Source organism: Mesorhizobium sp. M7A.F.Ca.US.008.03.1.1, assembly GCF_003997495.1.
Classification (GTDB): Bacteria; Pseudomonadota; Alphaproteobacteria; order Rhizobiales; family Rhizobiaceae; genus Mesorhizobium.
Genome location: NZ_RZRU01000001.1, coordinates 264,049 through 288,976, shown reverse-complemented (window position 1 = coordinate 288,976; position 24,928 = coordinate 264,049). Strand labels below are relative to the sequence as shown.

Genomic DNA, 24,928 nt, shown 5'->3' with positions numbered 1-24,928 from the left:
TCGTCTAACCGCACCGCTTCGCGTCGGTTTTCAGCCGGGCGGTGTGGCCAAGCATCCTTTTTCACCCAGCCGCGTTATGGCCTTGGCAACGATGGTGGGTCCTTCATGGCGAGGTGCATGAGTCTGTTGGCCAGCTCTCGCATGCTGACACGACCCCGAATGTCGCTTGCCTTTACCTGTCCAACGCAAATCCTGACCGGCATTGTTCCGGGAAAGGCCGCGCAACAGTGTTTAAGGTGGGTCAGCGCAGCGCCGATGTTGGTCTTGGCAGGATGCGGCGATCGGCAGTCGGCCCTCCATGCACACGGTGCGAACGCCCGGAGAATCCTCGATCTGATCTGGTCCTTCAGCGCAGTCGCCGGGGCCACGTGGCTGCTTGTCATGCTGGTCCTGGCGGCAGCGCTTTTGCGTCGCCGCCTGTCCGAAACAACGCGCTCGCCGCTTGAGATCGATTCTCATCAGGAACGCCGATTTGCCCAAGCTGTCGGCAGCGCCATGGCGTTGACCGTTCTGGCGCTCGTCATGATGACGACAGCGAGTTTTTTCGCCGGCAAATCCATTGCATCGCTGAGCGGAACGGAAACGCTTGCCGTGCGGATCACAGGGCACCAATGGTGGTGGGAGGTCCGGTATCCCGGAGATGATCGGTCGCAATCGATCGTCACGGCAAATGAAATTCATGTCCCGGTTGGCGAACCGGTCGAGGTCGAACTCGATTCGCTCGATGTCATTCATAGCTTCTGGGTGCCTAACCTTGCCGGTAAGCGCGATCTCATTCCGGGCCGGCCAAGCCAGCTTACCCTCATCGCCGACAAGCCCGGCACCTATCGTGGCCAATGTGCTGAATTCTGCGGCTATCAGCACGCCCATATGGCCATCACCGTCATCGCGGAAAGCCGCGAAGCGTTCGAAGCATGGCAATCCAGGCAAAACGCCGTCGCATCCGCACCTGGCGGCGAAGAAGAACGCCGCGGCCAACAGGCATTTCTTTCCACCGGCTGTGCGCTCTGCCATACGATAAGAGGCACGCCTGCCAGCGGAACGGTCGGACCTGATCTTACCCATCTCGCCAGCCGACGTGCACTGGCCGCGGATACGCTGGCCATGACCCCTGGCGCGCTCGCCGCCTGGATTGCCGATCCACAGTCGATAAAGCCCGGCGCCAAGATGCCGCGCATTGCCCTTAGCGCCGACGATCTCAACGCAGTGGTCACCTATCTCGGAAGCCTCGAATGAGTGGCATTGCGGGAAAACCGGCCGAGCATACCCAGGAAGCCCTGAAAGGCATCCGTGACACTGGTCTCGAGGAGGTGAGGCTGCGCACCTTTCTGGCGCCTGCCTGGCGAACGCCGAAAGGCCTTTACGGCTGGCTGGTCACGGTCGATCACAAGCTGATCGGGCGGCGCTATATCGTGACGGCTTTCCTGTTTCTCATCCTTGCGGGTCTATCAGCGCTCGCCATGCGTTTCCAGCTTGCCCAGCCTGAGGCCGGCCACATCGGCCCCGATCTCTACAACCAGCTGTTCACCATGCATGGCACGACGATGATGTTTCTGTTCGCCGTGCCCGTGATGGAAGCTTTCGCCATTTACCTGGTGCCGCTGATGATCGGCACTCGCAATGTCGCCTTTCCCCGGCTCAATGCATTCAGCTACTGGGTCTATCTTTCCGGCGGTCTGATGATCTGGATCGCCTTCGCCTTCGAAACCGGTGCGGATGCCGGCTGGTTTTCCTACGTACCGCTCGCCGGACCCGAATATGGCATCGGCAAACGCCCCGATTTCTGGGCGCAGATGGTGACCTACACTGAAGTGTCCGCACTCGCGGTAGCTGTCGAGATCATCGCCACAGTGTTCAAGCAACGTGCTCCCGGCATGTCGCTCGACCGCATCCCGCTCTATGTCTGGTCCGTCCTGGTCACGGCTTTCGTCATCCTGTTCGCCATGCCCGCCGTGATGGTCTCGAGCACAATGCTGATCTTGGACCGTCTGGTCGGCACAAAATTTTTCGATCCCGCTGCAGGCGGCGATGCACTGCTGTGGCAGCATCTGTTCTGGTTCTTCGGTCATCCCGAGGTTTACATCATCTTCATTCCGGCGACCGGCTTCGTCTCCGCGATCCTGCCGACCTTCGTTCGCCGCCCGGTCTTTGGGTATCTCGGGATCGTGCTGTCGTTGATCGCGATCGGTTTTCTTTCCTTCGGCCTATGGGTGCACCACATGTTCGCTACCGGCCTGCCGCAGCTCGGCGAGAGCTTCTTTACCGCTTCCTCGATGATGATCGCCATTCCGAGCGGCATTCAGATCTTCTGCTGGATTGCGACGATCTGGGGCGGGCGGCCGATCTTCGCCACGCCCATGCTTTTCGTGCTCGGCTTCATCTTCACCTTTGTGATCGGCGGCCTGACCGGGGTCATGGTCGCTTCGGTGCCGATCGACCTGCAGGTGCACGACACCTATTTCGTGGTTGCCCATTTCCATTATGTACTGGTCGGGGGCGCCGTCTTCCCCCTGCTCGGCGCCGTTTATTACTGGTTTCCCAAGATCACCGGACGCATGCTGTCCGAGAGGCTCGGCCGCTGGAATTTCTGGCTCGTCTTCCTCGGGTTCAATCTCACCTTCTTCCCCATGCATATTCTCGGTCTGCAAGGCATGCCGCGCCGCGTTTATACGTATCCGCCGGCGAGCGGCTGGGGCGAGATGAACCTCTTCATCAGCCTCTCTTCGCTGGTGGTGTTCGCCGGCTTTGCGCTGTTCTTCCTGAATCTCCTGCTCAGCCTCCGCAACGGCCGCATTGCAGGAGACAATCCCTGGGGCGCGAGCACGCTCGAATGGGCGACGACGTCGCCGCCGCCCTCCTACGATTTTTCGCGGCTGCCCGTCGTAACTCACCGCGAGCCCCTTTGGGCCGAGCCCGATGTGCTCCCAGTGGTCGAAGGTCTGCGTGTCGACGCCCGCGAGGTGCTCGCGGGCACGGTCGCCGATGCGGTGCCGCAAGTAAGGGTGCCATCGGCAGACAACTCGATCTGGCCATTGCTGTCGGCCATCGCGGTCGGCGGCGCATTTTTCGGTTCGATATACACGCCGTGGGCGGTGGTCTGGGGAGCGATACCGGTTTCGATCGGCTTCATCTGTTGGTTCTGGCCGAAAGGCGAACCGGAGGACGAGGAGTGAGGCACCGCCCCGTCGCCGACATCAGCCACCTGCCCACATACGATTTCGGGTCGGCGAGCCCGATGTGGTGGGGAACCCTTGCCTTCATTGCCCTCGAGGCAACAGGTTTTGCCTTGGCCATCGGAACTTACTTCTATCTGGCTGTGCTGGCGCGGCATTGGCCCATTGGAGCCCCGGCGCCAGATCTGCTGCCGGGCACGGCAGTACTGGCTATTCTGGTTGCGAGCGTCGTGCCCAACCACATGATCGAGTTTTGGGCACGTCGCCAGGATCTCGCGAAAGTTCGCCTTGGCATGGTCGTCATGTCGATCGTCGGGATTCTTCCGCTGATCGTTCGCATCTGGGAATTTCCGGCTCTGCGGATTTCCTGGGATCAGAACGCTTACGGATCGATCGTCTGGTTCCTGCTCGGGCTGCATACGACGCATCTCCTTACCGATGTCGGCGACACGATCGTCCTGACGGTTCTCATGTTCACACAAAAAGGAAAAGCGGGCCGCCGCTTCAGCGACGTCTCGGACAACGCCTTCTACTGGGACTTCGTCGTCGTCTCATGGGTCGTGCTCTATCTTGTGATTTATTGGGTTCCGAGGATGTGAGATGCAGGCGATCCGTACCGGCGTTTCCTGGGCAGGCCTGGTCAGTGGACCGGTTGCGTGGGCAATAACGCTGCAGCTCGATTATTCCATTGCATCCTGGCAATGCCATGCCGGCTTTCGTCCCACCGCCTTGTTCTCATTGATAGGCGCCGCTGTCGCCCTGGCAGGCGCGCTGCTGTCGTGGCACGCCGTTCATGACCGCGGATGTGGCACGATCCCGCCCCTGAAGGCGCGCACGCGCGGGTTTCTTGCCAGGACTTCCGTGGGCATCGGGGCGCTGTTCACGCTCGTCTTGCTGACGCAAGTGGTGGCAGCGCTGATCTTCAGCGGGTGCGAACTGTGACGATGCCAAAGACCCGAAGATTGGCCATCCGCTGCCGGTGCGCGCTTCGGCCTGCCACGGGCATTCCATTCCCAGCTATCATCTCTCGGGCGGTAGCGCTCGTCTTGGCATCACTGGCCCTTTGCACTGAGCTGCGGGCGAGCGAAATCCAGAAGGGTGAATACCTTACCCGAGCGGCCGACTGCATCGGCTGCCACACGTCCAATCCGAGCCGCCCGTTCGCTGGAGGCTATCGCGTGCCGACACCCTTCGGCGATGTATACTCGACCAACATCACACCTGATGCCGACACGGGCATCGGACGCTATTCAGCGGACGAGTTCGTGCGAGCCGTGCAGAAAGGTATCAGGCGCGACGGAGCCGATCTCTACCCCGCCATGCCCTATGACAGCTTCGCCGCGATGAGCCGCGAGGACGTGCTTGCGATCCGGGCCTACCTCTTTGCGCAGCCGCCGATTTCCCAGCCGTGGCCGCGAAACATCCTGCCTTTTCCATTCAACCAGCGCTGGACGGTTGCGCTGTGGAAGCTCGCGAACCTGCACACCGGCAGTTTCACGCCTGATCGGAGCCGGACGGCCGCATGGAACAGGGGGGCCTACCTGGTCGAGGTGCTCGGCCACTGCGGTGCCTGCCACACGCCAAGGAATGCGACGTTCGGCATGGATGAAGACCACAAGCTTGCCGGCGGCACCGCCGGCATCTGGCACGCCTTCAACATCACCAGCGACAAGATCGCAGGCGTCGGCGGCTGGAGCAACGAAGAGCTGTCTCGATTTCTCAAAACCGGCGCCGTGCCCGGAAAGGCCTATGCGGGCGGGCCGATGGCTGAAACGGTCATGAACAGCCTGCAGCATCTTTCCGATGACGACATCCAGGCTATTGTCGCCTATCTCAGAGACGTGCCCGCCCAACCGGGAGACGAGAAGCAGCCGCGTTTCTCGTGGGGTAACGCAACCGCGGTCGACGGCAATGCTGGAACCAAAGGGATAACGAAAGGCAGCGGGACCGCAACCGGCGGTGATCTCTATCAATCGCTCTGTTCGACCTGCCATGGGGAGAACGGAGGCGGATCGCCCGACGGATCCTATCCGTCCTTGACCCGCAACAGCACCCCCGGCGCGGCCACGCCCGAGGATGTCGTCATGACCATCCTTGAAGGCGTCAAAGCTGGCGACGTGGCGGGACGTAAGTCGATGGCGGCCTTCGGCGGCTGGCTGGACGATGGCCAGGTGGCAGCCCTTGCAAATTACGTCACTGCTCGGTTCGGAAATCCTAACGTCAGCGTCACCGCGGCCGATGTACGCCAGATGCGGGCAGGCTCGACAACAGGCCAGACAATCATGGTTCTGGCGGCTCAATCACTTGTGGCGGGCGCCGCCGTGTTGATGCTTGGGCTGCTGCTTTTGCTGGCAAGACGCCTGCGCCGTGGGATGAGTTCAGCGCGCCTCATGTTCGCGCATAGAGATAGGCGGTAATGTCGCGCGCCTCTTGAGGCGACAGATTTGTATTGGGCATAGCCGTCTTCGGGTCTACGTCCCGCGCCCTGCTGATCCAGCGCATCATCGCATCCGGGGTGGCTCGCGACACCCCGATATATCCTCTGTCGACGACGCCTTGCAGGGACGGACCGACGGTGCCGTGGGCGCCGGGCACTCCCGGGATTTCGTGACATCCGCCGCAGCCGTTGCGGATCATCGCCGGGACGGCCCGTCCAGGGTCGCCGCCGATGGCCTGCACAATAGTGGTTTCCCGGAGATTGTCGCCGCGGATCAGAACAACGGTGCAAACAACCGAAATAATGGCAACTGCCGCAGATACGCCTGCCACCCAAGGCAGCGCGGATGGCATCCGCCTGACGGCTTGTCGGCTCATCCGCGCCTGCTGCCATCGCAGTCGCGAAACGCGGCTCGATCGCAGCCCCAGGGAAAGGAGCAACGTCCGGCAGCGCTCCGAGGCCCCAATCTATTTGTTGCAGTTCTGCACATTCGACGTTGTCGTGCCGGAGGCGGTGTTTGTGTCGGTATCATTGCCCGCGGCGTCCTTGCAGCGGTCGCTCATGCCGTTCGGAGTGGTTGTCGAATTTGTTGCGTTCGGGTCAACGGGGGTTGTCGAAGTACCAGAACCGGAGCCGGCGGTACCATTGGCATCATTCGTGGTCCCGGGCGTCGAACCCGAACCGCTGTTGGAGCCGGAACCGTTCGACTGCGCCATTACCGATGTGGCCAATGTGAGCGCGAACACAGCGGCGGAGAGAAGTTTGACAATCATGGTGGATCTCCTGGTTGGGTGTATCGCCACCGAACCAATCTTTTCCTGATATGTTCCCGGCGAAATCGTGTTCAGCAAAATTTTTGTGAAACGGGTTTTCGTACCGATATTGCAGGCCGGCAAAGTGGTTGGCCGCGCGCCGGCGGTCGATGTGGGTGCGCCGCTTTGGGATCGTCCGGCCGCGGAAGCAGCGTTAGCCGCATGCCCTCGCCTGAAACAATATATCTGATGGCCGCTGCCAGCGTCCTCGACCAACGCCCGATCGTCCCCGGATCAGATCGGAGACAGCTCAATCATCGAAATCATGCCAACGGGCCGAGCACGAATATAGTCAGTAGAACAAGAAAGATCACAGCGATAACTGCGATCGCCCACATGAGAATCCTTCTTGTCCCGCGTTGCTCTTGCTTGCGAGAGATATTTTCTGCCACAGTACGAAATCCTTGCTGCAAAATTCAGCTGACGACAAGGCTCAGCGCCTGCATGGTCCTGCCGGACCGTTGGGCGGCGTCCCGGAATTGGCCACAGGCGGGCTCACATGCCTACCAACCCTGCCGCCCGTACCAATCATCGACATCGCGCCGCACACGGTCCTTTTCGATGCCGTAACGCTCCTGGATCTTACCTTCGAGTTGATCGCGCTTGCCTGCGATGCGGTCAAGGTCGTCGTCGGTGAGTTTACCCCACTGCTCCTTGACCTTGCCTTTCACCTGTTTCCAGTTTCCTTCCACGCGGTTCCAGTCCATGACACCGTTCTCCCTGTTTTGGAAAGGTCCGGAATAGGAAACGCAATCCAGTCAAGTATGTTCCTGGAAACAGCCAGCGCGCTGCCCGAATCGGGTGACAGAAAGTCATATCGCTCGTTGCGATGCGGAACGTACTGTTCGAGCCACACTTTCAGCCGAGCCATCGTCGCTCGCTCAAACCCGCCTAAACGGTTCCGACGATGCTTTGCGGCTTCCGCAGACTGTCTCCGCCAGCACCAATAGTACCGTCACCACCGCCCAAAATTGCGATCGCTAGGATCATCAGATATCCAGCACCAAAGAAACGGAGCGGTCGGCACGGAACATGCAGACCATGAGCGACTGGTTGTCGGCTTGTTGGCTCGGGGTCTTCAGAACGTCGCGATGGCCGGACCGAGAGGACTGGTCCTGCCTCTATTGGAGCAGCGAGAATTGTCAGGTCCTCTGCCGATAATCTCCGACCGCTCTGCGTTAGAATCACCTCAAAAGCGAAGTCATTTTAGCTAATCCGTCATTTCTGGCGAAAGGCGGAATGGAACGACGCAACCAGCGGGCCCAGAATGTAGTCGAGCGCGGTGCGTTCCTCGGTGACGATCATGACTGACGCTGGCATGCCTGGATAAAGGGCAATCTGCGGGGCTGCTGCCAATTCCATCGGATCGACCGCTACGTCGGCAAGATAGTAGGGGAACCCGGTCTTGCTGTCGGTAATGCGATCCGCCGAAATGCGGGTGACGCGGCCATGGATTATGGGTATCGAGCGCTGTTTGTATGATGTGAAACGAACTTCGGCAGCCATATCGGGTCGCAGGTTCGATATGTCCTCGACGCGAACCTGCGCCTGGACGATCAGCGAATTCTCGGTCGGCACGATGTCGAGGATGGTCTGGCCCGGCGAAACGATCGCGCCGATCGAGAAGACGCTGAGATCCATCACCTGGCCATCATAGGGCGCGCGGACTTCGGCCCGATCCATCGCAGCCTGGGCGGCAAACATCTTGGGCACGAGGTCGGCAAGGCTCGATTGCGTATCGATCAGCATGGCCGACAGCTTGGCGCGGCGCTCATAGGTCAATTGCGCGATCTGGCCCTTGAGTTCGGCTTTGCTCTGTTGGCTGCCGGCTAAGGCGCCGAGGTTCTCGTCGATCAGGCCCTGCAGATCCGAGGCCGATCTTTCCAGTTCCAGAATGCGTGGGCGGGTCGTCAACCCAGCCTTGAGCAGCTTTGACAGGCTGGCCTTCTCGTCGATCGTCGATTGCATCTGGGCCTGGTAGGATTGGACCCGCGCCTGCTTGCCCTGGATCTGCTCTTCGAGCTCGGCAATCCGCCGCTCGAGGATCTGCCTGGCACCGGCCATCGAGGCGCGCTGGCTTTCCAGGTCGGCGATCTGGTTTGCCATCGCATCCTTGAGGTAGGCCTCGTGCTCCTTGAGGATGTCCTTCGGGAAGGCAACAGCCTCGCTGCCATCCAGTTCGGCCCGAATCCTGGCATCGGTTGCACGCAGCAGCGCATATTGCTGGGCATAGAGATTGAACTCGGACCGTATCCTGGTGTCGTCCAGCTTCAGCATTATGTCGCCCTTCCTGACGACGTCGCCATCCTTGACGCGGATCTCCTTCACGGTTCCGCCGTCGAAGTGCTGTACGCTCTTGCGATTGCCTTCCACCTTGACGATGGCGTCGGCGAGCACGGCGCCATTCAGCGGGGCAAAGGCTGCCCAGCCCCCGAAGATGCCGAAGAAGGCAACGATGATCAGTAGGCCGATATAGGCCGGCACCCGGATCGAATCCGGAGCGAGGATACCGGTTTCGCCGGGCAGGCTCCGGTAGGTAAGGGCGCCGTCGCTCATCGATCTCTCCGGCCACGGCTCATTGGGTTGCCACCGCCATTGGAGCCGCGCGCTGGTTGAGCAGCGCCACGATCTCGTTTCTCATGCCGAAGGCCTCGACGGCGCCATCGCGCAGCAGAAGGATCTTGTCGACATTGGCCAAGGTAGAGGGCCGGTGCGACACGATGATCACCGTGCTGCCGCGGCGCTTGAGTTCGATCGCGCAGTCGCTCAGCGCGCGGTCGCCATCGGCGTCGAGATTGGAGCTCGGCTCGTCGAGAATGATCAGGTTCGGCGTTCCGAACACCGCCCGGGCAAGAGCAATCCGTTGCCGATATCCTCCTGACAACACTGCGCCGCCTTCGCCGATCTGGGTCTCGTAGCCCTGCGGCAGGCGGATGATCATCTCATGCACGCCGGCGAGCCGCGCGGCCTCGATCACCTCCTGGTCGACATTGGTCTTGAAGCGGCCAATGTTGGCGGCAACCGTATCGGAGAAAAGCTCGATATCCTGCGGCAGGTAGCCGATGTGGTCGCCGAGCGCGTCGTGCCCCCATTGCGACAGGTCGGCCCCGTCCAGCCTGACGGTGCCGCGGCTGGGTTGCATGACGCCCGCGAGATGACGCGCCAGCGTCGACTTGCCGGCGCCGGAAGGGCCGACGATTCCCAGCGTCTCGCCTGCTTCCAGCCGGAACGATACGTCCCGCAAAAGCACTTTCTGCTGGCTGGCAATTGCAAAGCTGACCTGCTCGACCGAAATCTTGCCGGTGGGCTTCGGCAGGTTGAAAGATCTTTCGCTCCGCGCGCCCCCGTCGACCAGCTTCTCGACCCTTGCCAACGCCGCCCGCCCCAGAATCAGGCTGCGCCAAAGGCCGACGATCTGCTCGACCGGCTGCAGCCCCCGGCCCAGCAAGAGGCTGGCCGCGAACATGGTGCCGCCGGTGATCTGCCGCTCGATCACCAGATAGGCGCCGAGGCCGAGGATCAGCGACTGCATGGTGAGCCGCAGGAAACGGATCAGGCCCGACATCAGGGCGGCGCGATCGCTTGCCTCCGCCTGGCGCCGCAGCGCCAGGTTGCGGTCGCGCCCCCAGCGGCGGATGAGACCGTCGATCATCCCCATGGCGCGAACGACTTCCGCGTTTCGGAGGCTCATCTCGGTAAAGTTATAGTTGGTCGTCGCCAGATCGTTGGCCTGCTTCAGCGGCGAACGCACGAGATGTTCGTTGAGCACGGCCATGGCGATCAGGAGCAGCGAGCAGCCCAGTGCGAAGAAGCCGAGCCACGGATGCAGCAGGAAGATGATGCCGATGTAGATGGGCGACCACGGCAGGTCGAACAGGGCATGGATGCCGCTGCCGGTGATCACCTGCCTGAACGTATCGAAATCACGGATCGGCTGGCTTTGCGAGGAGCCCGGCGATGGGGTCTCGACCGACGCGGCGAGAACTTTTGCCGAGAGCAACCGGTCGAGCCGCGCACTGGCGCGTGTCAGGATGGAGGCGCGCACCAAATCGAGGCCGGCCAACGAAAGGAAGGCCGCCAGCAACACCAGGGTCAGCATCACCAGCGTGGTTTCGCTGCCGCTGGTGACGACCCTGTCGTAGATCTGCAGCATGTAGAGTGGGGACGCAAGGTAGAGCAGATTGATCGCCAGGCTGAATGCCGCCGCAACCACGAAATAGCGGCGGCATACCCGAAGCGCATCCTTCACAATTCGAGACTTGCTATCCACGTCCAAAACCCCACTCGATACTCGTCAGGCCAGGTGAGCCGCCGCCGCTGACGGCCGCCCTTTTGGTTCACACCACGAAGTCGCTTGAAATCCCTCCATTGTCGACGCCCGTCAGCGTGAACTCCGCCGGATTGTACGAAACGGCGGTATGGCCTTGGCCGTCATCGGCGAGCTTGAAGCCGTTCGCATCATAGGAGCCGACCAGATGCAGCGCGGTACCGTGGGTGCCATCCGAAACGGTCAGCGTTCCGCCGCTGCCATCCTGGTTAGCCTGATAGACGGCCGTCGTTCCCGCGCCGAACAGGATGTCCTCGAGCTCCAGCCTGTCATCATTGGTGATGCCGCCGATCCGTCCGCTGAAGTCGAAGGAATCGTCGAGCTGCAGCGTGCCGGCCGCATCGTGCGCGAAGGTGACGTCCGTCGACGAGGCGCCGCCGAATTCGAGCTTCGACAGATTGCCGATCGTGGCATCGCCGTCGCCGGTGACCTGGCCGTGGATGACGATGTCGCCGCCATTGGCCAACAGCATGCCGGAATTCGCCAGCCCGCCAGTGACCGTCAGGCCGCCTGAACCGGTCGCCTCCAGTGTGCCGGAGTTGGTGACGACGCTGCCCCCTGTGTCGATGACGAGCGCATTCGCACCGGTGGCGATGATGGTGCCCTGGTTGTCGAGGCTCAGCATCCCGCCGCCCAACTGGCCGGCACCCGATATCGTGTTGTCGACATTGACCAGAGTGACGTCCGGCCCGGTGCCGGAGATGACGTTGGCGGCGCTGTCGGACAGCAGGATCTGTCCGCCCCCTTGCAGCGTCACGCCATGCTGGATGATCTGCAGCAGCGTTTCACCGCCGGTCGAATCCAGCGAGATAAGGCCGCTATTGTTGATCGTGCCGCTCAGCGGCAGCAAGGCGCCGTCGCCGATCGTCATGGTCCCGGCATTGTTGACCACCGGCGTCTGGTCGAAGACGAAATTGCCTGCGGTCAGCGCACCCGAATGGACGCCGTCCAGCGTGATCGACTGCCCGTCGCCGAGCGTGATCACCGCGTTGCCGTGGGCATCGTCGGCGATATGGGTCTGGAGGTCGGCAAAGCCTGCCAATCCATTGTAGCCGATAAGGTCGATCTGGTCGGCCGTGGCGTCGAAATTGTGCACCGTGTCGGCGCCGATCGGCTGCGAGAAGACGAAGAGGTCGTTGCCGCTGGACCCGGTCAGCACGTCGTCGCCCGACCAGGCGAAGATCGGCGAGCCCGGAGCATAGGCTTCGACATTGTCGGCGATCGACGCGCTGCCCGTCGTGCCGTCGGCATTGGTCCAGGTCATTTGCACGTCGAGCACGGCGGCGCCGGTGAAGCTCACCGGGGTGGTGACGGTCAGCCCGTGCAGGTCGCTGGTCTGTGTCGTCCAGCTTCCGTCGGCGTTGTGGGTGGCGCCATCGATGGTCCAGCCCGAAGGCACGTCCTTCACCGTGACTGTGATGAGGGCGCCTTCATGCGATGGATCGGTCAGGGCGAGATTGATCGGCTCGCCGGAGGTGCCGGCGGGCTTGAGGTTGCCCTGGCTGACGGGACCGTTCGTATGGCCGGTTGTATCTGAGAATGCCCCGCTATCGATGTTAAGAGTGTAGGATGATCCGTTGTTGCTTCCAGTACCCTTGTCGACGAGGAACCGATAGTGAGTCGCATCAACGAAAAAGCCGGAGCCATTTATTACCGTTGCGTTTGCCAAGCCGGATAGATGCATCACATCGGATAGATTGACAAAATTCGTATGGACGGCCGTAGTAAACGTTATGGTGACGGTACTTGGGTCGGAGTTACTCCCCTGTTTGCCATCGGCTACCAAGGTAATCAGCCCAGGAGTAACTTCGTCCGTGCCGAAGACCGTCACAGCCAGGTTGGCCGATGATGTTCCGCCATGCCCGTCCGAGACGGTGTAGGTGAAGCTATCCGTGACCGTCTGGCCCGCCGCCAGAGCCTGAACATTGGCTTGCGCGTTCGCCAGAGTATAGGTGTAGGCCCCGGTCGCCTTGGTGATTACAAGCGAGCCGTAAGTTCCGGTCCTGGTGAATGTGGCGCCGTTGTCGATGCCGCCGGAGAGCGCGGAGACAGCTAGTGTATCGGCGTCAGGATCGGTGTCCGCATGGTCCGAGAACGTTCCCGACGGCGCACCGACATGCACGAGTGTCTGAAGCACGTTGCCAGTTGCATTTGTGTTGGTGTCTTCCTTCGCCCAATTGGTATCAGCGACAGCGACTGGTGCGCCGTTGTCGTTGGTGCCGAGGATGTTGACGGTCACCGAGGTGTGGGTGCCGTCGGCGCTGACGACATCGAAGGTGTCGGTGTAGGTGGTGCCGCCAACGAACTCGTTGTGGGCGGAGCTTGCCGTGTAGGTCCAGGCACCAGCCGCATTGATGGCGAAGGTGCCATAGGTTCCAACATTGGCCAGCTGGGCCACGAAGGTTTGCGGGCTGTCGATGTCGGAGATGGTCAGCGTGCCGGAGGTCGAGATGTCGGTGGCCGAGTTGGTCTCGGTCAGGTTGCGCACATCGGCCGACAGGATGGCGGCATCGTTGGTACCCAGGATGTCGATGTGGACCGAGGTGTGGGTGCCATCGGCGCTGACCACGTCGAAGTTCTCGGTGTAGTGCTGGCCGTCGACGAACTCGTTGTGGGCGGAGCTTGCCGTGTAGGTCCAGGCACCAGCCGCATTGATGGCGAAGGTGCCATAGGTTCCGACGGTTGCGGCCTGGGCGACGAAGGTCGCTGGGCTGTCGACGTCGGAGATGGTCAGCGTGCCATTGGTGCTGATTGCCGCTGCGGTGTCGGCTTCCGTCAGGTCGACCGAGGCGGAGGAGAGCACGGCGGCATCGTTGGTACCCAGGATGTCGATGTGGACCGAGGTGTGGGTGCCATCGGCGCTGACCACGTCGAAGTTCTCGGTGTAGTGCTGGCCGTCGACGAACTCGTTGTGGGCGGAGCTTGCCGTGTAGGTCCAGGCACCAGCCGCATTGATGGCGAAGGTGCCATAGGTTCCGACGGTTGCGGCCTGGGCGACGAAGGTCGCTGGGCTGTCGACGTCGGAGATGGTCAGCGTGCCATTGGTGCTGATTGCCGCTGCGGTGTTGCCTTCGGTCAGGTTGGCGACGTCGGCCGACAGGATCGCTGCATCATTGGTGCCGGTGATGGTGATGGTCACGGTCTGCGTGTCGGTGCCGGTGTGGCCGTCGTCTGCCTTGATCGTGTAGGTGAGGGTCAGCGTCTCGCCTGCGGCCAGGAAGTCGAAGGCCTGTGGTGCCGAGTTGAAGGTCCAGCCTAGATTGTGGGCTTCGCCCGGATTGGCCGTCAGCGAGGCTGGCGAAACCGAGAGCATGCCGAGGACGGCGGCGCTGTTCAGTCCGCCTGCGGTGCCGCCGAGTGACACTGAGGTAACACTTGCGGTTACCGTGTCGGAGACATCAGCGTCGTTCACAGTCAGCGTGCCGCTCTTGGTCAGAGCCGAGTTGGTCTCGATCAGCGAGGCACCCGCGCTGTCGGTCGTCACCAGATGGATATCGGGCGCATCGTTTGTGCCGGCGATGCGAACAGTCGCGGTCGCCCAGCTCAGCGTCCCGTTTCCGAGCTTGATCGCGTATGTGAACGTGTCGGTGAAAGAGTCGCCCGCCCCGAGCGCCTGCAATTGAGAAGCGACCAAGCTTGTATCGTAGTGGACGTACCCGTCGCTGCCGATCCAGATCTTCGCGCCCTTGGCGCTGAAGTCCAAGCTGCCAGCGAGTCCGGTCGTATCGTTTGCGTAAGCGACGTCCTTCACGAGGAGATCGGAGGGGTAGGTGTTTCCGTTTGTGCTGGTCCCTACCGGACCGGATGCATCGTCGACCGACCAAAGTGTCTTGGCGGCACCGCCACTGTCGTTGGCGAGCACGTCGAGCTTGATCACGCCTGACAGATCCTCCGTGAGAAGAGCGCCTGAAGCGGCGGTCGTCAGGAGATCATCTTTCGCCTGCGGTGTGTTGGAGAAAGACGTCGTGGTGCCGCCGGCACCGATGACCTGAGTAGCCATTTTCAACCCCCCTTTTTAAGAACAGATGCCTCATCTGTATTATCATTATCGGTAGTACTGAACGACCGGCTGATTCCAGCCGAAGAAAATCGCGAATCCGGGAGGCACGAATTGTCGCCAGGCACACCACCGCGCTTGGAACAGCCGCCTCAAGCTGGCCATTCACAGACGGATATTGACCCGATGCTGCTGGACGCGACGACTGGTGGTCGCGCTACCTTCCCTACCCCATATTACATCGTCAAACCCGTGGTTACCGACCACAAACTTTAGATGCCTCTTATATTAGGAGATTATTAACTCTTATAGAGAGGAAGCGTCAACGCCCAACTTGGCCGAACAGTTAATAGTCGAACATAAGGGGGAGCCACAGTCACCAGAACCGAGTTGTGAGATCGAACCGGCGCACGCCCGATAAGAGCCAGGCGGCAGACGTGCGGCTCAGCGTGACGAGAGCCCCAGCGCAGCTCCATATTAACGCCGCACCTTGATCGCTGAGTACTTCTCGTGCAGCACGCCAACCCGACAGCAGGCCAGTTCGCTTGAATGGTAGGGGATTCAACTGAGATCACTTCACGCGCCGGACAGCCGGGAAGCTTCATGCCCTTACTCACGGAGATCGCTCTAAGATGACGCGGCGCGGAGCAGACCCGCCTTTGTGCACGCCGCCCTACACTGTAGCCTCTTCCTTTTTAAGGTCTGCTTTATGAAAGGCGTGGGCGCAGATCGGATTTGTAGACCAACGATAAAGAATGCCAGTTCTGCGCGTGTTAGAAACGGTGATAAAATGACTTTGACAGAAAAAATCTGTCACCGAACCTACGGCGGTTCCGCCACGTCTACCTACTCACTCCACTCGATTTATCTGACAGCATATAACCCGTCGAATTACTATGTATTCTTTCTTGATCGTCGCGTAGACTCCGATATCAGACCGGACGTTTTTTGCACTTTGCGGTTTTCGAGGGCGCGCCCAAACCGTCTGGAAAAGTACCGCCGCCGCTCTAACCAGGAAGGCGACTACGCCTGGACCAAACGCGCCGGCGAAAGATCCCTCTCGGATAGTCCGTTCGCGAGCAAGTCGGCAGGCAGGCGCCCCCAAACAATCAGGTCGGCTGAGGCACGGCCAAGGGCCGTCAGATTGTTTTGGAAAGGCGATCGAGGCCGGTTTGGGGTCATTGGCGTAGGCACAGTAGCGGAGGCGCTACGTGCCGAAACTACGCCATTGCCGCTATTTCCCCTACTCCCACTCGATTGTTTTTACCCAGCTAGGTTATTGATCTAGCTGGGTTTTTTCTTGTTTGCCGCTCGAAAACCCGACACATGGGCCGCCAAAAAGTTACGCTTTTGATTTCAAAGGGGAAATCGCCGCTAAAAATATTTTGAGGTTTCACCAACTATCGGCACCAATCGGGCGATTTTTGCACCTTGCGGCGTCCGACAGAGCATCTAAACAGTCCTGGAAAGTACCGTCACAACCCCAAAAATCAAATGATACAGCAGGCACGGAGCACGTGTCATCTATGTGCTCTTTCTGCTCCACCCACAGTTGTTATCGGTGGGAGGAACCATGAGAGCAGCACGGCATAAAACCGCACTTCAGATCATAGCTGACTTCACGAATGCGCCTTCTTGCGAAACCGCGCCTTCTTGGCTTGGTCGCCGCATGTTGTCATCGAACACCAACGGCGAAGTCCAGGTCGCGACTCGTCGACGAAAAGTCCTTGGCATTTTGGATTGGCACAAATTCTGATGCGGTCGCGAAAGCTCCCTGAGAACAGATCTACCGCATCGCGCGCGACGCGCGACAAGGCAGCCTCGACGCCGCCCGCGACCCATCGCACTGAAGCCGCGTCTTCCGACAGTTGAGGTGTTACCTCGACCGACGCTGCAACATTGACTTGAGCGATGTCAGACTGATCGGGAGATCGCCTCGTGGCTATAGACTCACCAATTCGCTGAAGCGATTCCCTCAGGGAAATAGCTTTGGCAAGCTTCTGCTCATCTACCGCCGGAGCCCTGTCAAGCAATCCGCTTTCCACGCACCATCTACCCAGATCCTCCGGAGACCGCATGCGCTCAAAGGGTTGCTTAGACCCCCTGTCACCGAGCGTTGCCGGAAGGGTGAAACAAAGGCGGGTGTCGCGAAAACGAAAGTCTTCCTTGCTACGATGTGTGGCGTCATTTTCCATCATAGCACCAGTTTAAGTGGTGTTCGTTGATTTGCCAAGAGAGAATCGCTTGCGCACCGGTTAAAGCGGTGCTATCGACAGGTTCAAGGGCAGATAATCCTTTAATGATGCGAGGTGACGATGTGCGAGTTCGTGGTGGTGGTTTCAAACCACGTGAAACCGGGGCATGAGGCAGAATATGTCGAGCTCGTCACACCCGTTCTCGACGCCATGCGGCATGAGAAAACCTTCATCAACACAGTCCTCAATCGAGATCCCGAGGATCCCACCCGTTTCATGCTTTATGAAACCTGGGCCGACAAGGCGGACTTCCTGGAGGTGCAGATGACCAGGGAGTACCGGAAAACCTATGAAGCGCGCCTACCCGAAATCCTGAGGGCGCCAAGAGTAATGCAGTATTGGCAACCGATAAGGGAGGACTTCGCTTTCTTCGCGCCGCGCGGCGACGCCCCGGATAGCTGACGTCCCAGGCTTCATCGGTGGATTTCTCCCCCTACCGCTGACACCTGCCCGGTAACCTGGTTACCGGGCTTTTTCTTGGTTGATGACGTTGGTTGGGCAACCGCGCTACTGTGCCGTGTAACCGCCGTCGACGATCAACGATGTGCCGGTGACAAAACTCGCCTCGTCGCTGGCGAGGAACAACGCCCCGTTGGCGACTTCTCGCGGCTCGCAGCCACGGCCAAGCGGCGTCATGGCAACAACGCGGCCCGTGATCTCTTCAGACTGTGCTCGTATCATCTCCGTGAGTGTCAGGCCTGGGTGAAGCGCATTGACCCTTATCCTGTCCTTGGCGAAGGTCACCGCGCCACAGCGCGACATATTCACAACCGCAGCCTTCGACGCATGGTAGGCAATTGCGCTCGGTACCGCGACCAGGCCCCAAGTGGACGATACGTTGACAATAGAGCCGCTTCCGCCGCGTCGCATCGCGGGTACCACCGCGCGCATCCCGAGCCAGACGGCAGTCTGGTTGACATCGATTTCCCGCTGCCACGACTCCATCGTCTCGGCCTCGATGGTATTGTGGCTGATGATACCGGCATTGTTGACGAGAATATCCAACCCGCCAAACATTGTGGTCCTCTCGTCAACCAAGCTTGCCCAGGATTTCTCATCGGTGACGTCATGCAGGAATGGCGTAAGCTGCCCGGCCGGCCAATCCTCGACATGGAGGTCTGCCGCGATCACGCAGGCGCCCTCTTCGGCAAACCGGCGCGCGATGGCGAGCCCAATGCCGCGCGCGGCACCCGTAACGATGGCGACCTTCCGCGCCAGCCTCATTTCGAGCGCGCTCCCGATTTCTGAACGGCTTCTGCGGAAATGGAAAAGTCCTCGCTGAAGAAATGATCCATCAGGCGGCCCTTGTGCGGGTCGAGATTGAGCTCGAACTCAAATATCCAGTAGGAAGAGCAGCCGTGAACAGTGAAGGGGTCGGTGGCCAGAATGTCCAGCATTGCCTGTCGATCGTGCGCCGCCATGATGTTGACGCCGCCGGTACCGGGCACTTGCCGCCCAGTGGCGATCGTGCGCCCGTTTCTGTCCTGTTCTTTCAGCCACTCAATATGGGCAGGAAGGTGGATATCAACCTCTGCAGTCGGCTTTCGATATTGACTGATGCAGACAAAGATATTGTCGCCTTTGCTGGGCATGAATCGTCCTCCGCTGGATTGCTGTTAAACCTGTATGGATGGGACAATCTGGTCTATTGAGCGAGATAGCCACCATCGACGGCAAGACTTGCACCGGTGATGAAGCTTGCGTCATCGGACGCAAGAAAGGCTACCGCGGCAGCAATTTCGGTAGCGCGGCCTAGCCTTCCCATCGGCGTTCGCGTCAGGCTGGCTTGTGTAAATTCGTCCGCCTGCGAGCGCACGAGATCGGTGTCCGAAATTCCAGGAAGCACCTCATTCACGCGGATGCCGCGGGCCGCATACGTGATGGCGGCGTTTCGGGTCATCTGGGACACCGCTCCCTTGGTGGCATGGTAGGCGATCGCCCCGGCAACCGCGACCACGCCAAGCGTGGACGAGACGTTGACAATCGCCCCATTGCCTCGAAGCAGCATAAGCGGGAGAACATGACGCAACCCCAGCATCACACCCGTCTGGTTGACGGCAATCGCCCGGTTCCATTCGGCGAGTTCGATTTCGTGTGCCGCCGGATAGATGTTGATACCGGCATTGTTGACAAGGATGTCGATCTTGCCGGCTTCGGAGAAAACGGTAGCAACCGCGGCAACCCAGGCTTTTTCATCAGAGACGTCGAGCTGCAGCGCCCGCAGACCTGTCTGCTGAGGCGCATTCAGATCCGCCGCGTAGACTTGTGCGCCTTCCGAGGCCAACAAGTGAGCGATTGCCGCACCAAACCCACGTGCGGCGCCGGTCACAATGGCGACGCGACCCTCGAACCGCATGGAACCACCCCATTTCTCGTCGAGACTCGCCCGGGCGACAACGCCCCCAGGGCGAGCCGGTTTGCCTTACGTCAGGATGCAACCCCAAGATCCTTGAGCGACTTGCAGGTCCGCTTTTCGAGCGGTTGACCGAATTTGTCGGCTGTCTCCTTGGTGATCATTTCCGCCTTCAGTTCCAGCCGTTCCGGAACCGCCTCGCCCCTGGTCACCCGGTCGATTATTTCAACCGCGGTGCAGCCCATCTGAAATCCGGAGAATTCCGCCGAAGCCAGCAACCGGCCAGCCGCTACGGCTTGGACGCCGTCGATCGTTCCGTCCATGCTGACCACCTGGGTGCCGCTATGCCCGGCCGATTCCATCGCCTCGATCGCCCCCAAAGCCATGTTGTCGGATGCCGCGATGACACCGTCTATTTCCGGAAATTGCTGCATCAGATTCTCCATCACCTGGAGAGCCTGGAGCCGTTGATAGTTTGCGGCCTGAACGGCCACCACCTGGATCTGGGGATAGGATTTCAAGGTTTCCTGCGCGCCAGCGGTGCGATTGTCGCTGGTTGCTGATCCCTTGATGCCTTCAATGATGACAATCTTGCCCTTGCCACCAAGTTTCTGGGCAAGGATGCGGGTGACATCGGCGCCCATCCTATGGTCGTCATAAATCACGTAGGAATTGAAATTGCCGTCACCTGTATCGATGAAGTTGACGATTGGAATGCCGGCCTCCCGAACCTTGTCGACCGACGGCTTGAGGCCCTTCGTATCAACAGGGACAAACACCATGCCCTTGGGTTTGCGTGTGATGGCGTCCTCGACCTGAGCGATCTGCTCCTGAAAGTTGTTCGGTCGTGTTGGGGCGTATTGGACCGTCGAATAGCCAAGGCCTTTGGCGGCCACATCGGCGCCGACGCGGGCTTCCTCGAAAAACGGATCGACCTTGTTCTTGGTGAAGACGGCGATCTCACCGTTGTCCTGGGCCATGGCGCAGGAGGCTGAGATGACTAGAAGAATTACCGAGACTAATGCAGTTTTCATTTTCTCTCTCCATCTCCCACTCTGGATATTTATTATGGTTATTGACCAACGACGCTAACTGCGACGTCGATTTAGAAAGGCGTCGGCAAGCATGGCTCCAACAAGGACGATACCTGTTGCGAAAGGCTGCCAAGCAGAGCCGATCGTAAGCAGGTTCATCGCATTGAGGACGATCGTAAGTAGAAGCGCGCCAAGCGCCGTGCCCAAAAGCGTTCCAGTGCCGCCGAAGAGCGACGTGCCGCCCACCAGGATTGCCGCGATCGATGGCAGCAACAGCGGGTCGCCCATGCCTGGGTCTGCCGAGTTCACACGGCCAAGGGCGACTACGGCTGCCAGTCCAGCGCATGCGCCGCTGGCCACGTAAACGCAGATCAGGTTGCGCCGCACAGGTATGCCGGCAAGTGTAGCGGCCGCGCGGTTGGCTCCCATCATGACAATCTGCTGACCAACCATTGTCATGTGCAGCACGACACTGCCGGCGAGCGCGATAGCGATCATAATCAGGATCGGCACGGGAATGCCGAGCAGAAATCCGCTGCCCAGGAAGCGGAACTCACGGGGAAAGCCGGTGATGGGAATGCCGCCCATGTAATAGAGCGCCCCACCAGACAGAATCCACAGCATGCCGTAGGTGACGAGGAATGGGGGCAATCTCAGCCCCGCCACCAGAATGCCATTTGCCAAACCTGCCGAGACGCCGATGGCAAGAGCTGTTGCTATGCCAAGACCAGAGGATCCAGTTGCGTGGATGACCCCGGCCGCAACGCAAGCCGACAAAGTCAGGATGGCACCAACGGAAAGGTCGATGGCACCGGCGATAATGACGAGTGTCGCGCCGGCCGCGATCAGGAACAGCAGGCTTGCCTGCCGAAGAACGTTGGTGAAATTGGCGACGGACAGGAAGTTTTCGTTCAACAGCGCTACGCCCGCACACAGCACCGCCAAAACAACAAAACGCGCAATGATGGAGCGCAGCTCCGGATCGAGCGGTGCGCCTGTGTCGCCCCGAAAAGTGCGAAAGGCCGAGGTCTGCGTGGTCTCAGTCATGCTGAAGCACTCCTGTCGCTGGCCAGTCTCTCAACCAGCAGGACGGCAATCACCAAGGCGCCGATCGCGACCAGTTGCAGAGACGTATCGACACCGATCAGGTTGAGACCATTGCGCAAGACGCCAATGGCCAGAACACCAAGGACGGTGCCAAACAACCAACCATTGCCGCGTTCAAATGATGTACCTCCGAGCACGACTGCGGCGATCGCATCGAACTCCATGCCCAGCGCAATCGTGGGATGACCTGCATTGGTGCGCGCGATCATGCACAGAGCCGCGAAACCGGCTGTTGCTCCGGAAATCGCATAGACGGCGCCGTGAACAAGCCGCACACTGACACCTGATAGACGCAAGGCCTCGGCATTGCCCCCGACCGCAATCACATAGCGCCCAAAGGTCGTGCGGTAGAGCACCACGTGGAAGATGCCGTACGCAGCGATGGCTATCAGGACCAGCACCGGCAGGCCGAAAAAACGGAACGCGGAAAATGCTTCGATCTCGGGTCCAAGTCCCGACACGGCGTTGCCGTCGGCAAGAGCCAACGCCAAACCTTGTGCCATCCCCAACGTACCCAGTGTCACGACAAAAGGCGGCATACCGAGGTTTGCGACGCAAAAGCCGTTAAGAATGCCGAAGAGCAATCCCACTGCCATCGCCGCCAAGGTAGCGAGGGGAATCGAATAGCCGGCCACCAGCAACAGCGCCAGCACAACGCCGCATAGGCTCAGCAACGCACCGGAGGAAAGGTCCAGACCCTCGGTCAGGATAACCAACGTCATGGGTAACGCGATCAGGAGCAGGATTGAGCTCTGCAGCGCGATATTGACGAGGTTGTGTGGCGACAAGAAGCCGCCCGCAAACACGCCGAAAAGCGGGACCAGGATAATCAGGACCACGCTCGCGCCCAGCGTCTTGGACGGCAAAAGGTTGCGGGCGCGATTGCCCCGCAGCCTCGTTGTGCGCGCAACTTCAGCTATCATGATGCACCGCGAGCTTCATGATGGCTTCTTCGGTCAAATGAGCACCGGACAGTTCGCCACGCACCGTGCCACTTTGCAGCACATAGACACGATCGCAAAAGCCGACGACTTCTGGCAGTTCGGAACTGATCATCAGAATACCGCACCCTTCTGCGGCAAGACCTTCGACGAGTTTCAAAATCTCAGCCTTGGCGCCTACGTCGATGCCGCGCGTCGGTTCGTCAATAATGATGAGCCGGCGGTTTCCCTCGATCGGCAGCCACTTCCCGATGACCACTTTCTGCTGGTTCCCGCCGCTGAGGGTCCGCACCGGCTGCCGCGTCGAACGTGTCGCTATGCGCAGGCGCTCGATGAGACCACGTGCCACCTGGTCGGCCCTGCGGCGCGAGCGCAAGCCATGCGGAAAGATCTTCCAAAGGGCGGGAAGCGTGAGATTGTCACAGACTGATTTGGTCAGCGCCAGTCCATGCTCCTTCCGGCTTTCCGGCACAAAGGCTATTCCGGACCGCACAGCACGAACCGGGTCCGCAGGGAGCGGTAGCTGGTGAAGAAGCACTTCACCGCCGGTGCGCCTGTCCAGCCCGAAAACCGCCCGTGCGAACTCGGTTCGCCCCGATCCAACAAGACCGGCAAGACCGACAACCTCGCCGCTGCGCACGACAATATTCATGTCAACCAGTCCGGCCGCTGAACAAAGTGCCCGCGTTTCAAGAATGACTTCGCCAGCCACGAACCGCTCCAGCCGCTGATAGAAGGATCCTACAGTCCGTCCGACCATCGCCTTGATCAGCAGTTCGGGCGTCGTTGCATGCGGAAGCGCGGTCAGGATTTTCCGACCGTCCCGCAGAACCGTCACCCGATCTGCTAGTTCGAAAACCTCGCGCATTCGATGCGAGATGAACACGATCGCCACGCCGCGACGCTTCAGATCGCCGATGATCGCATGGAGGTTCGTAGCGTCCCGCTCCGATATTGAGGCTGTTGGCTCATCCATGACCAATATGCGCGATCGATGCGCGAGGGCCTTGGCAATTTCAACCAACTGCTGCCTGGCCGTGGTGAGGTTTGCGACTTTACCGCGTGGATCGCCGTCGAAGCCAACCAGTTCGAGGGCACGTTGCGCGGTTTCGCGCTGAACCCGACGGTCGATCGATCCGGGGATTGAAAACCTCGGCTCACGCCCCAAAACTATATTCTCTTCGACCGTAAGGTGGGGAACAAGCGCCAATTCCTGATGGATGACGCTGATGCCGGCGCGGCGGGCATCAGATGGTCCGCCAAGCACCAACCGATTACCATCGAGCAGAATTTCGCCGGCATCGGGCGCGTAGATTCCCGCGAGCGTCTTGATCAGCGTCGACTTGCCGGCGCCATTCTCACCAAGCAGGACATGGACTTCGCCAGCATGGATCTCGAGATCCACCTGCGAGAGCGCCTGCATCTGGCCGAATGACTTGCTAACCCCGTTGAGCACCATCATCGGCCTTGGCGTATCGGCGCGCGCGGCCGACAAAACCCCGACGTCAGGGTCAGCGACGCCGCGGTCTATTCCAACAGGCCCTTCAGTGCCGGATTCTTCCAACATGAGTGAACTCCTCCCTTGACGCAGCACCGACTTGCATTGTTCTGCCAATCGGCCTCCCCTGGCCGGCCTGCCCGCTATTATTTTTCATCCGGGCCCTTCGACATCACAATGCGACAAGCAAAACGCACGCGACGAGCAAAACAGCCGGATACTCGAGCCTCAGCCACTCGCGCGTACGTAGCAGCGAAGCGATGACACCGACCAAGACGACCCCCCCTATCGCCGCCCCAGATCGTTGGCCGTGCGGCCAAAACAACATCGCCGCCGCCGAGATTTCGACCAATCCGACCGCTATCCGCATGAAGGCCGGATAGCCCCACTTATCGAATTCCGCGCGCACAAACGCAGGCCCGATCAAATTAAGCGCGCCGGCCCACAGGAAGACGATAGCCAGCAGCGCGGCGAGCCCCCCGACAACTGTCATGTGTTGCCCACCAAAGTTGAGGATCTCGGAAAGACGGCGATCATGTCGAGCTCAATCCGTGCGCCCTGGGTCGAGAGCTGGTTGATGCAGATTGTCGTGCTGGCGGGCTTCCAGTCCCCGAAATACTCCTTCAGGACCGCCACCATCCCGTCCTGATCACGGATATCCGTCAGGTACTTCGTTACTTTGACCACATCGCTCCACTGAAGCCCTTCGTGGCGCAAGATAGATCCGATGGTCTCCATGGCGAGGCGCGTCTGATCGCGGATGTCGACGGGATGGTTGTGCTCATGCAACTCATGAGGGTGCTTGTGATAGAGTGGCGACGGCGTTGCGCCCGAGATGAAAAGAAGGTCACCAGGGCTCTCAACGCGTATCGCCGGAGCGTAAGGCATGTCGACATGCCGTTCAGGAATGGTCTGAACCTCAACCACGTCCGCATTGGACGGTGAGGATCTGAAACCCGGCTGCCTTGCCACACTGCACCTCCAGAAAAATTCG

Annotated in this window: 23 protein-coding genes; 7 read left to right on the top strand and 16 right to left on the bottom strand. The window is 60.2% G+C overall.

Annotation, left to right across the window (positions count from 1 at the left end; all coding sequences use genetic code 11):
• Positions 1-159 precede the first annotated feature (159 nt).
• From coxB to EOA16_RS01260, 5 genes are read left to right on the top strand one after another with little or no spacing between them, the layout of a single operon-like run.
• On the top strand, positions 160-1,236 hold the full coding sequence (coxB, locus tag EOA16_RS01280; RefSeq protein WP_245455820.1) for a cytochrome c oxidase subunit II: 1,077 nt from the start codon (positions 160-162) through the stop codon (positions 1,234-1,236).
• Positions 1,233-3,173, top strand: a complete 1,941-nt coding sequence (ctaD, locus tag EOA16_RS01275) for a cytochrome c oxidase subunit I (protein ID WP_127254975.1) — start codon at positions 1,233-1,235, stop codon at positions 3,171-3,173. Before coxB ends, ctaD begins: the two co-directional genes overlap by 4 nt.
• Positions 3,170-3,772: a cytochrome c oxidase subunit 3 gene (locus tag EOA16_RS01270; protein WP_127254974.1), complete on the top strand. Its 603-nt coding sequence runs from the start codon at positions 3,170-3,172 to the stop codon at positions 3,770-3,772. The genes ctaD and EOA16_RS01270 overlap by 4 nt, the downstream gene beginning before the upstream one ends.
• A 1-nt stretch (position 3,773) precedes the next feature.
• Complete coding sequence (locus tag EOA16_RS01265; RefSeq protein ID WP_127254973.1) at positions 3,774-4,115, top strand: hypothetical protein; 342 nt, start codon at positions 3,774-3,776, stop codon at positions 4,113-4,115.
• Between the two features lie 20 nt (positions 4,116-4,135).
• Positions 4,136-5,590, top strand: coding sequence for a cytochrome c (locus tag EOA16_RS01260; protein WP_164754057.1), 1,455 nt, complete (start codon positions 4,136-4,138; stop codon positions 5,588-5,590).
• Here the strand turns inward: EOA16_RS01260 and EOA16_RS01255 are convergent.
• Both EOA16_RS01255 and EOA16_RS01250 read right to left on the bottom strand, forming a co-directional pair.
• On the bottom strand, positions 5,562-5,987 hold the full coding sequence (locus EOA16_RS01255; protein WP_127254972.1) for a c-type cytochrome: 426 nt from the start codon (positions 5,985-5,987) through the stop codon (positions 5,562-5,564). The two genes, EOA16_RS01260 and EOA16_RS01255, sit on opposite strands and share 29 nt — an antisense overlap.
• A 90-nt stretch (positions 5,988-6,077) precedes the next feature.
• Positions 6,078-6,383: a hypothetical protein gene (locus EOA16_RS01250; protein ID WP_127254971.1), complete on the bottom strand. Its 306-nt coding sequence runs from the start codon at positions 6,381-6,383 to the stop codon at positions 6,078-6,080.
• A gap of 67 nt (positions 6,384-6,450) precedes the next feature.
• Here EOA16_RS01250 and EOA16_RS32835 point away from each other — a divergent pair, with 67 nt between their 5' ends.
• Positions 6,451-6,612 carry a hypothetical protein gene (locus EOA16_RS32835; protein ID WP_206517298.1) on the top strand — a complete coding sequence of 54 codons (162 nt, stop codon included), beginning with the start codon at positions 6,451-6,453 and terminating at the stop codon, positions 6,610-6,612.
• 313 nt (positions 6,613-6,925) lie between these two features.
• Here the strand turns inward: EOA16_RS32835 and EOA16_RS01245 are convergent, their stop codons facing one another.
• From EOA16_RS01245 to EOA16_RS01225, 5 genes are all read right to left on the bottom strand, one after another.
• Complete coding sequence (locus EOA16_RS01245) at positions 6,926-7,129, bottom strand: CsbD family protein (protein WP_013533227.1); 204 nt, start codon at positions 7,127-7,129, stop codon at positions 6,926-6,928.
• Between the two features lie 511 nt (positions 7,130-7,640).
• Positions 7,641-8,978, bottom strand: coding sequence for an HlyD family type I secretion periplasmic adaptor subunit (locus tag EOA16_RS01240; RefSeq protein ID WP_127254970.1), 1,338 nt, complete (start codon positions 8,976-8,978; stop codon positions 7,641-7,643).
• A 19-nt stretch (positions 8,979-8,997) separates the two neighbouring features.
• Complete coding sequence (locus EOA16_RS01235) at positions 8,998-10,692, bottom strand: type I secretion system permease/ATPase (protein WP_127254969.1); 1,695 nt, start codon at positions 10,690-10,692, stop codon at positions 8,998-9,000.
• A 67-nt stretch (positions 10,693-10,759) separates the two neighbouring features.
• Positions 10,760-14,749, bottom strand: coding sequence for a VCBS domain-containing protein (locus EOA16_RS01230; protein WP_127254968.1), 3,990 nt, complete (start codon positions 14,747-14,749; stop codon positions 10,760-10,762).
• A gap of 1,616 nt (positions 14,750-16,365) precedes the next feature.
• Positions 16,366-16,941, bottom strand: a complete 576-nt coding sequence (locus tag EOA16_RS01225) for a CGNR zinc finger domain-containing protein (protein WP_164754056.1) — start codon at positions 16,939-16,941, stop codon at positions 16,366-16,368.
• Positions 16,942-17,061: 120 nt separating this feature from the next.
• On the opposite strand from EOA16_RS01225, the gene EOA16_RS01220 reads away from it, so the two are divergent.
• The gene (locus EOA16_RS01220) at positions 17,062-17,403 is read left to right on the top strand and encodes a putative quinol monooxygenase (protein WP_127254966.1); all 342 of its coding nucleotides are present in this window, start codon (positions 17,062-17,064) and stop codon (positions 17,401-17,403) included.
• Between the two features lie 105 nt (positions 17,404-17,508).
• Here EOA16_RS01220 and EOA16_RS01215 read toward each other — a convergent pair whose 3' ends face one another.
• The 9 genes from EOA16_RS01215 to EOA16_RS01175 all read right to left on the bottom strand — a co-directional run bounded on the left by EOA16_RS01215 (position 17,509) and on the right by EOA16_RS01175 (position 24,906).
• Complete coding sequence (locus EOA16_RS01215) at positions 17,509-18,225, bottom strand: glucose 1-dehydrogenase (protein WP_127254965.1); 717 nt, start codon at positions 18,223-18,225, stop codon at positions 17,509-17,511.
• Positions 18,222-18,593, bottom strand: coding sequence for a YciI family protein (locus EOA16_RS01210; protein WP_127254964.1), 372 nt, complete (start codon positions 18,591-18,593; stop codon positions 18,222-18,224). The genes EOA16_RS01215 and EOA16_RS01210 overlap by 4 nt, the downstream gene beginning before the upstream one ends.
• A 53-nt stretch (positions 18,594-18,646) precedes the next feature.
• Positions 18,647-19,357 (bottom strand): SDR family oxidoreductase, encoded by a 711-nt coding sequence (locus tag EOA16_RS01205; protein ID WP_127254963.1) that lies wholly within the window; start codon positions 19,355-19,357, stop codon positions 18,647-18,649.
• A 71-nt stretch (positions 19,358-19,428) separates the two neighbouring features.
• Positions 19,429-20,388: a sugar ABC transporter substrate-binding protein gene (locus EOA16_RS01200; protein WP_127254962.1), complete on the bottom strand. Its 960-nt coding sequence runs from the start codon at positions 20,386-20,388 to the stop codon at positions 19,429-19,431.
• Positions 20,389-20,442: 54 nt separating this feature from the next.
• Entirely contained in the window at positions 20,443-21,435 is a 993-nt protein-coding gene (locus tag EOA16_RS01195; RefSeq protein ID WP_127254961.1) for an ABC transporter permease, read from the bottom strand.
• Positions 21,432-22,418, bottom strand: a complete 987-nt coding sequence (locus EOA16_RS01190) for an ABC transporter permease (RefSeq protein ID WP_127254960.1) — start codon at positions 22,416-22,418, stop codon at positions 21,432-21,434. Before EOA16_RS01190 ends, EOA16_RS01195 begins: the two co-directional genes overlap by 4 nt.
• Entirely contained in the window at positions 22,408-24,003 is a 1,596-nt protein-coding gene (locus tag EOA16_RS01185; RefSeq protein WP_127254959.1) for a sugar ABC transporter ATP-binding protein, read from the bottom strand. The genes EOA16_RS01190 and EOA16_RS01185 overlap by 11 nt, the downstream gene beginning before the upstream one ends.
• Positions 24,004-24,106: 103 nt before the next feature.
• Positions 24,107-24,427 carry a DoxX family protein gene (locus EOA16_RS01180; RefSeq protein ID WP_127254958.1) on the bottom strand — a complete coding sequence of 107 codons (321 nt, stop codon included), beginning with the start codon at positions 24,425-24,427 and terminating at the stop codon, positions 24,107-24,109.
• Positions 24,424-24,906, bottom strand: a complete 483-nt coding sequence (locus tag EOA16_RS01175) for a RidA family protein (protein WP_164754055.1) — start codon at positions 24,904-24,906, stop codon at positions 24,424-24,426. Before EOA16_RS01175 ends, EOA16_RS01180 begins: the two co-directional genes overlap by 4 nt.
• Between the last annotated feature and the right edge of the window lie 22 nt (positions 24,907-24,928).